At 68.7% G+C, this 11,729-nt stretch carries 13 protein-coding genes; 2 read left to right on the forward strand and 11 right to left on the reverse strand.

The features are described from left to right. Positions 1 to 50: 50 nt before the first annotated feature. Together AC1D1T_RS02575 and AC1D1T_RS02580 are read right to left on the reverse strand one after the other, a co-directional pair. Complete coding sequence (locus tag AC1D1T_RS02575) at positions 51 to 1,565, reverse strand: sensor histidine kinase (RefSeq protein ID WP_477824498.1); 1,515 nt, start codon at positions 1,563 to 1,565, stop codon at positions 51 to 53. Further along, a complete protein-coding gene (locus tag AC1D1T_RS02580) occupies positions 1,566 to 2,279 on the reverse strand; it encodes a response regulator (protein WP_047503978.1) in 714 nt (237 codons plus the stop codon). 154 nt (positions 2,280 to 2,433) lie between these two features. Between AC1D1T_RS02580 and AC1D1T_RS02585 the strand changes: the two genes are divergently transcribed. Both AC1D1T_RS02585 and AC1D1T_RS02590 read left to right on the forward strand, forming a co-directional pair. Further along, the gene (locus AC1D1T_RS02585; protein WP_477824499.1) at positions 2,434 to 2,982 is read left to right on the forward strand and encodes an RNA polymerase sigma factor; all 549 of its coding nucleotides are present in this window, start codon (positions 2,434 to 2,436) and stop codon (positions 2,980 to 2,982) included. Between the two features lie 115 nt (positions 2,983 to 3,097). After that, positions 3,098 to 4,036: a CysB family HTH-type transcriptional regulator gene (locus tag AC1D1T_RS02590; RefSeq protein ID WP_047503972.1), complete on the forward strand. Its 939-nt coding sequence runs from the start codon at positions 3,098 to 3,100 to the stop codon at positions 4,034 to 4,036. A 52-nt stretch (positions 4,037 to 4,088) separates the two neighbouring features. On the opposite strand, the gene AC1D1T_RS02595 is transcribed toward AC1D1T_RS02590, so the two are convergent. From AC1D1T_RS02595 to AC1D1T_RS02635, 9 genes are all read right to left on the reverse strand, one after another. Then, positions 4,089 to 5,144: a sulfate/molybdate ABC transporter ATP-binding protein gene (locus AC1D1T_RS02595; protein WP_047503969.1), complete on the reverse strand. Its 1,056-nt coding sequence runs from the start codon at positions 5,142 to 5,144 to the stop codon at positions 4,089 to 4,091. A 10-nt stretch (positions 5,145 to 5,154) separates the two neighbouring features. Continuing rightward, a complete protein-coding gene (cysW, locus tag AC1D1T_RS02600) occupies positions 5,155 to 6,057 on the reverse strand; it encodes a sulfate ABC transporter permease subunit CysW (protein ID WP_477824500.1) in 903 nt (300 codons plus the stop codon). Then, the gene (cysT, locus tag AC1D1T_RS02605; protein WP_477824501.1) at positions 6,054 to 6,887 is read right to left on the reverse strand and encodes a sulfate ABC transporter permease subunit CysT; all 834 of its coding nucleotides are present in this window, start codon (positions 6,885 to 6,887) and stop codon (positions 6,054 to 6,056) included. Before cysT ends, cysW begins: the two co-directional genes overlap by 4 nt. A 9-nt stretch (positions 6,888 to 6,896) precedes the next feature. Then, positions 6,897 to 7,910 (reverse strand): sulfate ABC transporter substrate-binding protein, encoded by a 1,014-nt coding sequence (locus AC1D1T_RS02610; RefSeq protein ID WP_477839040.1) that lies wholly within the window; start codon positions 7,908 to 7,910, stop codon positions 6,897 to 6,899. A gap of 191 nt (positions 7,911 to 8,101) precedes the next feature. Beyond that, positions 8,102 to 9,112, reverse strand: coding sequence for a sulfate ABC transporter substrate-binding protein (locus AC1D1T_RS02615; RefSeq protein WP_477839038.1), 1,011 nt, complete (start codon positions 9,110 to 9,112; stop codon positions 8,102 to 8,104). 108 nt (positions 9,113 to 9,220) lie between these two features. After that, positions 9,221 to 9,577, reverse strand: coding sequence for a thioredoxin family protein (locus tag AC1D1T_RS02620; protein ID WP_465110169.1), 357 nt, complete (start codon positions 9,575 to 9,577; stop codon positions 9,221 to 9,223). Positions 9,578 to 9,626: 49 nt separating this feature from the next. After that, positions 9,627 to 10,532: an ATP-binding cassette domain-containing protein gene (locus AC1D1T_RS02625; RefSeq protein WP_477824504.1), complete on the reverse strand. Its 906-nt coding sequence runs from the start codon at positions 10,530 to 10,532 to the stop codon at positions 9,627 to 9,629. Between the two features lie 17 nt (positions 10,533 to 10,549). After that, positions 10,550 to 11,344 carry an aliphatic sulfonate ABC transporter permease SsuC gene (gene ssuC / locus AC1D1T_RS02630; protein WP_047503953.1) on the reverse strand — a complete coding sequence of 265 codons (795 nt, stop codon included), beginning with the start codon at positions 11,342 to 11,344 and terminating at the stop codon, positions 10,550 to 10,552. After that, positions 11,316 to 11,726: a VOC family protein gene (locus AC1D1T_RS02635; RefSeq protein ID WP_052204129.1), complete on the reverse strand. Its 411-nt coding sequence runs from the start codon at positions 11,724 to 11,726 to the stop codon at positions 11,316 to 11,318. Before AC1D1T_RS02635 ends, ssuC begins: the two co-directional genes overlap by 29 nt. Positions 11,727 to 11,729: the final 3 nt, after the last annotated feature.

Raw genomic sequence — 11,729 nt, forward strand, 5'->3', positions numbered from 1 at the left:
GGATTTTGGGAGCAGGCCCCCACGCACGCACTAGGTGTTTTCCTGCACCGTTACAGGGCAGCGCTGTCCCGCAGCAACGGGATGCGCAGGATCACGCGCGTGCCCTGCCCGGAAGGGCTCTCCACGGCCACGTCGCCGCCATGCAGCTCCGTGATGCGCTTCACGATCGCGAGCCCGAGGCCCCTGCCGCCTTCGCCGGTGGCGGGTGCCACATTGGTGCGCGCCTGGTAGAAGCGATCGAACAGATGCGGCAGGTCGGTGGCCGGGATGCCCGGGCCGGTGTCGCTGATGCTGACCTCGGCCTGCGTGCCGGCGCGGGCGGCCGCGAGCGTCACGCGGCAGCCGCGGCCGCAGAACTTCAGCGCGTTGTCGACCAGGTTCGCGATCGCGCGCTCGAACAGCTCGACGTCGACCTGGGCCGGCACCGGCGCCTCGCCCAGTTCGGCCCGCAGCTCGACGCCCGACTGCGCCGCGCGCTCGGCGAAGCGCATCTCGATGTCGTTGAGCAGCTCGCGCAGGTCGACCTGCTCGGCGCGCAGCTGGAAGCTCGGCTCGTCGAGCGTCGCGAGGTCGCCGAGCGCCTTCACCAGGCGCGACGCATTGCGCGTGTTGCGCAGCGCCACCTCCACCAGCCGGCGGTCTTCGGTGCGTGCCGCATCGCCGGCCCAGCGCGCCTCCAGCGTCTCCAGGCAGGCATCGGTCGCGGTCAGCGGCGAGCGCAGGTCGTGCGACAGGTTGCTGACCGCCTCGCGCCGGAAATGATCGAGCCGGCTCAACGCGTTCCACTGCCGCTGCAGTGTCGCGAGCATCGCGCCGAACGCACGCGTCAGCTGCCCGAACTCGTCGGCGGTGGCCGGCGGCAGCAGCGGCTGCGCATCGGCCGCGCCGTGCTGCAGGCCTTTCTCGGACAGCATCGCGACCGCATCGGTCAGCCGCCGCAGCGGGCGCGTCACCGAGGCGATGACCATCGCCGCGAGCAGCGTCGTCACCATCACGATGCCGGCGATCAGCCCGAGCGCCGGCCGCGCGAGGCTCGCGCTCAGCACCTGCCAGCGGTCGGCCGGCAGGTCGGCCTTGTGCGCCACCAGGTACAGGTAGCCGGCGAGGTTGTCGCCGCTGCGGATCAGCGGGCGGCGGATCGGCCGCGCGGCGATCACCGCATCGGCGTCCATGCGCTCGGGGTCGTCGCCCATCACGTACGACGAGGCCTGCGACGACACCGCCTGTCGCACCGGATCGATCGCGACGCGAAAGCCCGGCGCGAGCTTCGCCGAGCCGGTGCTCGCGAGCACGGTGCCCTGCACGTCGAGCAGGTAGAGCTGGGTGTCGGGCTCGAACAGCACCAGGTTCTTCAGGAAGCCGTCGAAGTCCTGTGGATGCAGTTCGCGCATCTCGAACAGGTTGTCGTACATCGCGACGACCCGGCCGAGGAACAGCGTCGCGCGCTGGTAGGTGGTCTCGTGCTCGAAGCGCTGGAACGCGAAGGCGACGGTGGCGATCACCGCGAGCGCGGTGACCAGGCCGGTCGCGAGGATGGTCAGCGCGATCTTGAGGCGAACGCTCATTTACCGCGGCGCCTCGCGCATCTTGTAGCCGGCGCCGCGCACCGTGAGGATCAGCTGCGGGCGCATCGGATCGGCCTCGAGTTTGGCGCGCAGCCGGTTGATGTGCGTGGTGACGGTGTGCTCGTAGCCGTCGTGCGTGTAGCCCCACACGGCATTCAGCAGCTGCCCGCGCGAGAACACATGCCCCGGGTGGCTCGCGAAGTGCAGCAGCAGGTCGAACTCGAGCGCGGTGAAGTCGATCTCGTCGCCGCGGTAGCGCACCTGGCGCTTGGTCGGCAGGATCTCCAGGTCGCCGTTGCGCAGCGTGCTGGCCTGCGCCTGCGCGCCGGCCTGCGCGGCGCGCAGCAGGTCGGCACGGCGCAGCAGCGCCTTCACGCGCGCCAGCAGCTCGGCCAGCGAGAACGGCTTCGTCAGGTAGTCGTCGGCGCCCAGCTCCAGCCCGAGCACCCGGTCGAGCTCGGTCGCCTTGGCGGTGAGCATCAGGATCGGCGTGCTGCGGCCGCGCGCACGCAGCGCCTTGCAGACCTCCAGGCCGTCCAGGCCCGGCATCATCAGGTCGAGGATCAGCAGGTCGCTCGCCTGCTCGTTCTGGCTGGCCAGCGCCGCGACGCCGTCGGCCACCGCGGTCACCGCATAACCCGAATTGCTGAGGTTCAGCACGATCAGATCGCGGATGTCGGTCTGGTCTTCGGCGACGAGGATGGTGGCTGGCATGGGGGGATTGTCGTGCGGGCCGGGAAGCTTCTTACAGGGCGGGACCACCGCGTCCTGAGGCAAATGTGATCTTCCTGTGATGTTCGGCGATGGGCGCGCGAGGTGCGGTGGCGACAGTCACTCCATCGACAACCACCGATCCCAGGAGCCCACCATGCAAGCCACCGCCGCCGCTTCCGCATCGACCGCCTTCATGCCGGCAGCCCTGTCCTGGCCCGAGGTGGTGGCGCACCGCGGCTACCTGGTGCGCTTCGCGCAGCGCAAGCTGCACGACCCGATGCTGGCCGAGGACGTGGTGCACGACGTGTTCGAGGCCGTGCTCACCGGCCGTGCGAGCTTCGGCGGGCGGGCCGCGCTGCGCTCGTGGCTGACGGCGGTGCTGAAGAACAAGATCGTCGACCTGGTGCGCCAGCGCGCCGGCCACGACAGCCTGGACGCCCAGTGGCTGGACGACGACGGCGAGGCGGTCGGCGCCGCCGCGGTGGAATGCCCGCAGCCGCGCCCCGACGAGGTCGCCGAGCAGCGCCAGCAGCTCGACCGGATGCTGGCGCGCATCGAGGCCCTGCCGACCGGGCTGCGCGACGTGATGCGGTTGCGCGTGCTGCACGACCAGCCGACCGAGCAGGTGTGTGCGGCACTGGCGATCACCGAGGACAACCTGTTCGTGCGGCTGCACCGGGCGCGCAAGCAGCTGCTGTCCTGATCCCACACGAATATGGTCATAAGCAAACATTCGTTGTAGGCCGCAGGACTGCTCAGCAGAATCACGCACCTACTCATGCGCACGCCGCGCCACCCCCGCGGCCGCGCCCACGCGAATGAATTTCCAGCAACTGCGGTCTGTCCGCGAGACCGTGCGCTGCGGCTTCAACCTGACCGAGGTTGCCGCGGTGCTCCACACATCCCAGCCCGGCATCAGCCGGCAGATCCGCGAGCTCGAGGACGAGCTCGGCATCGAGATCTTCGTGCGCGCCGGCAAGCGGCTCACCGGCCTCACGCCGCCCGGCGAGGCGGTGCTGCCGATCGTCGAGCGGCTGCTGCTGGATGCCGAGAACCTGCGCCGCGCCGGCGACGAGTTCAGCGCGCAGACCAGCGGCCGGCTGTCGATCGCCGCGACCCATTCGCAGGCCCGCTACGCACTGCCGGCCGTCGTGCGCGACTTCCGCCAGCTGTATCCGCAGGTCACGCTGAACCTGCACCAGGGGTCGCCGAAGCAGGTGGCCGAGATGCTGCTGTCCGGCGAGGCCGACATCGGCATCGCGACCGAGGCGCTGGCCGGCTACGAGCAGCTGGTGGCGCTGCCGTGCTACCGCTGGACGCACAGCGTGGTGGTGCCGATCGGCCATGACCTGCTGAAGCAGGAGGGGCCGCTGACGCTGCAGCGCCTGGCGCGCTACCCGATCATCACCTACGACGTCGGCTACACCGGCCGCACCCACATCGACGAGGCCTTCGCCGCCGAGGGCTTGAAGCCGAGCGTGGTGCTGACCGCGATGGATGCCGACGTGATCAAGACCTATGCCGAGCTCGGCATGGGCGTGGGCATCGTCGCGTCGATCGCGTTCGACCCGGAACGCGACCGCCAGCTGCGTGCGATCGACGCGCGGGATCTGTTCGCGGTGAACCTGACGCGGCTCGCGGTGCGGCGCGGAACGTGGCTGCGCGGGTATGTCTACTCGTTCATCGAGGCGTTCGCGCCGACGCTGACGCGGGAGACGGTGGAACGGTCGTTGAACGGGGAAGCGGTCGAGGAATAGTCGGGCTCGTTGACTGCGCTGGCCTTCGACAGGCTCAGTCCGAACGGGGAGCTCAGATCATCGCCGCGGGGTCGGGCAGTTCGTCATTCGCGAACCGCTGCACTCGCCGCGGCTTCAGATGCACGCGTGAGCCGGTCGCCAGCTGCAGCTTCTCGCGCAGCCCCTGGTACTCCGAGCGCGGCAGTTCCACGTCGACATAGCTGCCGTCGTCCTCGCGCTTGAACTCCAGCCGCGTGTTCGGCCCGACCGTCAGCGCCTGCGACAGCGTCACCGCCAGCGTGCCGTCCTCTGCCGAGCCGAGGATCTGCAGCTCGTGCGGCCGCACGTAGCTCACGTCCTCGGCCGCCGTGCCCGCGCCGCTGCGCCCGAAGCGGCCGTGGAACAGGTTCACGTCGCCGAGGAACTGCAGCACGAACGGGCTGGCCGGGTGGTCGTACACCTCGTCCGGCGGGCCGTCCTGCTCGATGCGGCCCTGGTTCATCACGACGATGCGGTCGGCCACCTCCATCGCCTCTTCCTGGTCGTGCGTGACGAACACGCTCGTCACGTGCATCTCGTCGTGCAGCCGGCGCAGCCAGCGGCGCAGTTCCTTGCGCACCTTGGCATCGAGCGCACCGAACGGCTCGTCGAGCAGCAGCACCTTCGGCTCCACCGCCAGCGCGCGCGCGAGCGCGATGCGCTGGCGCTGGCCGCCCGACAGCTGGTGCGGGTAGCGATCGGCGATCCAGTCGAGCTGCACCAGCTTCAGCAGGTCGGTCACCTTGGCCTTGATCGCGGCATCGCTCGGTCGCGTCGCCTTCGGCCGCACGCGCAGCCCGAACGCGACGTTCTCGAAGATCGTCATGTGGCCGAAGAGGGCGTAGTGCTGGAACACGAAGCCGACCTGGCGCTCGCGCACGTCGGTGTTCGTCGCGTCCTCGCCGTGGAACAGCACGGTGCCGCTGTCGGGCACCTCGAGCCCCGCGATGATGCGCAGCAGCGAGGTCTTGCCCGAGCCCGAGGGCCCGAGCAGCGCCACCAGTTCGCCGGCCGGGATGTCCAGGTTCAGGTTGTCGCAGACGACGGTCTTGCCGAAGCTCTTCTTCAGGTTGCGGACTTCGATGCTCATTCTGGAAACCTCATTCCGAGCGGCCCTCGGCCGCCTTCTTCTGCTCGCGCACACGGCGCTCGACCAGGTACTTCAACACCAGCGTCACCAGCGCCAGGCCGGCCAGCAGCGACGCGACCGCGAACGCCGCGGCGAACTGGTACTCGTTGTAGAGGATCTCGATGTGCAGCGGCATCGTGTTGGTCTGCCCGCGGATGTGGCCCGACACGACGCTGACCGCGCCGAACTCGCCCATCGCGCGCGCATTGCACAGGATCACGCCGTACAGCAGCGCCCACTTGACGTTCGGCAGCGTGATGCGCCGGAAGATCTGCCAGCCGTTGGCCCCCAGCACGCGCGCTGCCTCTTCCTGCTCGGTGCCCTGCGCCTGCATCAGCGGGATCAGTTCGCGCGCGACGAACGGGAAGGTCACGAACACGGTCGCGAGCACGATGCCCGGCACCGCGAAGATGACCTTCAGGTCGTGGTCGCGCAGCCACTCGCCCCACCAGCCCTGCAGGCCGAACAGCAACACGTAGATCAGGCCCGAGATGACCGGGCTGACCGAGAACGGCAGGTCGATCAGCGTGAGCAGCACGTTCTTGCCGCGGAACTCGAACTTCGCGATGCACCAGGCGGCGGCGATGCCGAACACCAGGTTCATCGGCACCGAGATGCCGGCGGCAATCAGCGTCAGCTTGATCGCCGACAGCGCATCGGGGTCGGTGATGGCGGCGAAGTAGACGCCGACGCCCTTCTTGAACGCCTCGGCGAACACGATCGCGAGCGGCACGAACAGGAACAGCGTCAGGAACGCGAGCGCGATGCCGATCAGCGTCCACTTGACCCACGCCGGCTCGGTGGTGGCGGATTGCAGATGGCGCGGGGCCTCGGCCGCGCTCGCGGCGTCGCGGGGAATCGCGGCCGTGCTCATCGTCCCTGCCTCGCTCTCGTCCAGGCCTGCAATGCGTTGATCGCCAGCAGCAGCGCGAACGCGCTGACCAGCATCACGACCGCGATCGCGGTGGCACCGGTGTAGTCGTACTGCTCCAGCTTCGTGATGATCAAGAGCGGCGTGATCTCGCTGATCAGCGGCATGTTGCCGGCGATGAAGATCACCGAGCCGTATTCACCGAGCGCCCGCGCGAACGCGAGCGCGAAGCCGGTGAGCAGCGCCGGCGAGATGATCGGGAAGATCACCTTCGTGAAGGTCTGCAGCCGCGAGGCGCCGAGCGTGGCCGCGGCCTCCTCGATCTCCTTGTGCAGGTCTTCGAGCACCGGCTGCAGCGTGCGCACGACGAAGGGCAGGCCGATGAAGGTGAGGGCCACGAACACGCCGAGCGGCGTGAAGCTCACCTTGAACGGCAGGTAGCGGCCGATCCAGCCGTTCTGCGCGTACAGCGCCGTCAGCGCGATGCCGGCCACCGCGGTCGGCAGCGCGAACGGCAGGTCGACCAGCGCATCGATCAGCCGCTTGAACGGGAACTCGTAGCGCACCAGCACCCACGCGACGACGAGCCCGAACACCGAGTTCATCAGCGCGGCGGCGAACGATGCGCCGAAGGTGAGCCGGTACGACGCGAGCACGCGCGGCGCGGTGACGGCGTCCCAGAACGCCGGCCAGGTCATCGTGGCCGTCTTCAGGAAGGCCGCCGACAGCGGCAGCAGCACGATGAAGCTCAGGTACAGCAGCGTGAAGCCGAGCGCCAGGTCGAAGCCCGGCAGCACGCTGTGCCGCTTCAGCAGGGTGCGGGTGAACAGCACGGAAGGCGCTTACTTCTTCGCGGCGGCGAGGATCTGGTCGTAGATCGCGCCGTCGTCGAAATGCTCCTTCTGCGCCTTGGTCCAGCCGCCGAAGACCTCATCGATCGTGAAGGTGTTGACCTTCGGGAAATCGGTCGCGTACTTCGCGAGGATGGCCGCGCTGCGCGGGCGCAGCTGGTGCTTGGCGGCGATCTCCTGCGCCTCGTCGGTCCACAGGAACTTGAGGTAGGCCTCGGCCTGCTTGCGCGTGCCCTTCTTGTCGGCCACCTTCTCGACCACCGCGACCGGGTTCTCGGCCAGGATCGTCGACTTCGGGTAGACCACCTCGAAGTTGTCGCCGAACTCCGACTTGATCAGGTTCACTTCGGATTCGAAGGTCGCGAGCGCATCGCCGATGTTGCGTTGCGCGAAGGTCGTCGTCGCGGCGCGACCGCCGCCGTCGAACACCGGCACGTTGGCGAAGATCTTCTGCACCAGCTCGCGGGCCTGGGCCGGTGTGCCGCCGGCCTTGATCACCGAGCCCCACGCGGCCACGTAGCTGTAGCGGCCGTTGCCGGTGATCTTCGGGTTCGGGATCACGACGCTGGTGCCCGGCTTCGCCAAGTCGCCCCAGTCCTTGATGCCCTTCGGGTTGCCCTTGCGCACCAGGATCACGGTGAGCGAGGTGGTCGGCGCCGCATTGTTCGGCAGGCGCCTGGCCCAGTCTTCCGGCAGCAGCTTGCCGCGGGTGGCCAGCACGTCGATGTCGCTCGACTGGTTCATCGTCACCACATCGGCCTCGAGCCCGTCGAGCACGGCACGCGCCTGCTTGCTCGATCCGCCGTGCGACTGGTTGATCGCCACGTCTTCGCCGGTCGCGGCCTTCCAGGACTTCTGGAACGCCGGGTTGATGTCCTTGAAGAACTCGCGGGCGACGTCGTAGCTGACGTTCAGCAGCGTCGGGCCGGCTGCGTGGGCGGGCGCGAAGGCGAACAGCGCGGCGGCACCGACCGAGGACAGGAGGAGGGACAGGCGTGAGGACATGGTGTTTCGGCCGCCAACGACGCAGCCCATGCAGATCGGACCGGCGATGTTACGGACGGACACCGCAACAGCGAACGACTCAATCGGCGAATCCTTATGAGTTTTTTGCACAAGCGAGTTCGCGGCGGGACGCCGAAGCGCCCGCCGCGATCACTTGAAGCCTGCGCTTACTTGCGCTCTATTCCTTCAAATCACTTCGAATAGATCTGGTCGAAGACACCGCCGTCGGCGAAATGCGTCTTCTGGGCCTTGGTCCAGCCGCCGAACACGTCGTCGATGGTGAACAGGTTCAGCTTCGGGAACTGCTTCTCGTACTTGGCGGCGACCTTCGGGTCGATCGGGCGGTAGAAGTTGTGCGCCGCGATCTCCTGGCCTTCCGGCGTGTAGAGGTACTCGAGGTAAGCCTGGGCGACCTCGCGGGTGCCGCGCTTGTCGACCACCTTGTCGACCACCGACACCGGCGGCTCGGCCAGGATGCTGATCGGCGGGTAGACGACGTCGAACTTGTCGGCGCCGAACTCCTTCAGCGACAGGTAGGCCTCGTTCTCCCAGGCCAGCAGCACGTCGCCGATGCCGCGCTCGGCGAAGGTCACGGTGGCACCGCGCGCGCCCGAATCGAGCACCGGCACGTTCTTGTAGACCTTCGAGATGAACTCGCGGGCCTTCGCGTCGTTGCCGCCGTTGCGCTTCAGCTCGAAGCCGTAGGCGGCCAGGTAGCCCCAGCGCGCGCCGCCCGAGGTCTTCGGGTTCGCGGTGATCACCGAGACGCCCGGCTTGATCAGGTCATCCCAGTTCTTGATGCCCTTCGGGTTGCCCTTGCGCACCAGGAAGATGTAGGTGGAGCTGTACGGCGTGCTGTTGTGCTGCAGGCGCTTCTGCCAGCCGGTGGGCAGCAGCTTGGCGCGTTCGGCGATCTCGTCGATGTCGTAGGCGAGGGCCAGCGTGACCACGTCGGCGTCGATGCCGTCGATCACCGAGCGGGCCTGCTTGCCCGAGCCGCCGTGCGAGGCCTTGATCGTCACGTTGTCGCCGGTCTTGGCCTTCCAGTACTTGCTGAAGGCGGTGTTGTATTCCTGGTAGAGCTCGCGCGTCGGGTCGTAGGACACGTTGAGCAGCGTGATGTCCTTGGCGAGAGCGACGCCCGCCGTGGCGGCGAGCGCGAGGGAGAGCAGCGAGTGGTGAATGAAGCGGGCCGTCGTCATGAAATCGTCCTGGTGGGCGGCACGAAGCCGCGGGGAGGATGCGAATGGTAGGCAGCCGGCCTTGCGCGGGAAACGAATCAAAACTTCCGTTCTTATGCGCTTTCTGATTCAAACGTCATGAGACTGGAGGGCGCGGATCCGCGCCGGCATGCCTTCGAGGCCCATCTCGCGGACGCCGGGCAGGTTGCCTTCCGCGGCGCTCTGCACCAGGCGCGACAACGTCTGCACATGCGGCAGCACGGTGCCGAAGAACAGCGGCCGGTCGCCGCGGGCGATCAGCAGCGTCGGGAAGTTCTCGACGTCGATCGGGCCCAGCACCTCGTCGTTGTCCTCGATGTCGACCCAGGCGAACTGCGCGTCGGGGTGCTCGGCGCGCACGCTGTCGAACAGCGGTTCGTAGTCGCGGCAGGTGCCGCACCAGGCGGCGCAGAGGCAGGCGATCAGCAGGGGTTCGGAGGCGGACATGGGCGCCAAGTGTGCCGCGAGTTGCCTGCCACCGCCGGGGTGGGCCAATCTACACAGCCCAGCGCCATTCAGATGCCGGGGACAAGTTCACGCGTTCGGGCTCATCGCGTCCCGGAACCTGCAACACCCGCTGCAGCACCCGCTCCTCCAGCGCCGCGAACGCCGCATTGCCGCGCGAGCGCGGCCGCGGCAGCGCGATGCGCTCGTCCAGCGTCACGCGGTGGTCCTCGATCAGCAGCACCCGGTCGGCCAGCGCGACCGCCTCGGACACATCGTGCGTCACCAGCAGCGCGGTGAAGCCGTGCCGCTTCCACAGCGATTCGATCAGCGACTGCATCTCGATGCGCGTCAGCGCGTCGAGCGCGCCGAGCGGCTCGTCAAGCAGCAGCAGCCGCGGTGCGTGCACCAGCGCGCGGGCCAATGCGACGCGCTGCCGCTGCCCGCCCGACAGCACCGCCGGCCAGTCGTTCGCGCGATCGGCCAGGCCGACCTGCGCCAGCGCCTCCAGCGCGCGCTCGCGTCCGTCGGCCGCATCCAACCCGAGCGCGATGTTGTCGATCACCCGCTTCCACGGCAGCAACCGCGCGTCCTGGAACATGAAGCGCAGGTCGCTCCTGTGCTGCGCAAGCGGTGCCCCGTCGAGCGCCAGCGCGCCGGCGCTCGCCTCTTCCAGCCCGGCCACCAGCCGCAGCAGCGTGCTCTTGCCGCAGCCGCTGCGCCCGACGATCGCGACGAACTCGCCCGGGTCGACGCGCAGGTCGATGCCCGACAGCACCTCGCGTTCGCCGAAGCGCTTCGACAAGCCGTCCAGCTGCAGCCCCATGCCGATGCCGGCCGGCGCGCTGCGGCGCGGCACGGCGACATCCGCCTCGCGCAGGACGGCATCGCCGGCCGACTCACCCGCCGACTCACCCAAAAACGCCAGTCCCTGGAACTCGATCTGCGAAGGCAACATCGCCATCCTCTTGAACATCATTTCGCCACCTGGTAGGCGGGGTTCCAGCGCAGCCACCAGCGCTCCAACCCCTTGGCCAGCACATCGGCCAGCTTGCCGAGCAGCGCATACAACAGGATGCCGACCAGCACCACGTCGGTCTGCAGGAACTCGCGCGCGTTCATCGTCATGTAGCCGATGCCGGCCTGCGCCGAGATCGTCTCGGCGACGATCAGGATCACCCACATGAAGCCGAGCGAGAAACGCACGCCGACCAGGATCGACGGCAGCGCGCCCGGCAGGATCACGTGCCGGTACAGCGCCCAGCCCGACAGGCCGTAGCTGCGCGCCATCTCGATCAGGCCCTTGTCGACCGAGCGGATGCCGTGGAAGGTGTTGATGTAGACCGGGAAGAACACGCCCAGCGACACCAGGAACAGCTTGGCCGACTCCTCGATGCCGAACCACAGGATCACGAGCGGGATCAGCGCCAGCGTCGGGATGTTGCGCACCATCTGCAGCGTCGAGTCGAGCAGCGTCTCGGCCGCGCGCCACGAGCCGGTCGCGAGCCCCAGCAGCAGGCCCAGCCCGCCGCCGATCGCGAAACCCGCCAGCGCACGCCCGGTGCTGGTGGCCACGTGCTGCGCCATCTCGCCGGACAGCAGCAGCGACCAGAACGCCTTCACGACGGCCAGCGGCTCCGGCAGCACGCGCGTGGACAGCCAGCCGCTGCGCGACGACAGCTCCCACGCGAGCAGCACCGCGACCGGCAGCAGCCAGGGCAGCAGGCGCCGGCGCGCCGCTTCAAACCGCGATCCGGATGTCCGTGACATGGTGCTGCGTCTCCGCATCGGGGTGGTGGGGCTCGATCAACTCGAGGCGGTTGCCGAACGGGTCTTCGACATAGGCACGGCTGGCATCGAACAGCGGCGCCTCGTCGACGCGGACGCCGGCGCGCTGCAGGCGGAACACGATCGTGTCGAGGTCGCCGACGCGCAGCGCCAGGTGGGCCTGCGGCGCGACGCCGGTGTAGTGGCCCTCGGTCAGGTCCAGCCGCTGCCAGCCGAGCGAGAAGCGCAGCGTGCCGGGGCGGTCGAGCTCCGGGTCGCGCACCTCGCGCAGGCCGAGCGCGTCCTCGTAGAACGCGCGGGCCCGCACGGCGCCGCCGAGGGGAATGGGCAACTGCACGTGGTCGACGCTGCGGAAGTCGGGCATGGT

The organism is Rhizobacter sp. P2_H3 (assembly GCF_056403355.1).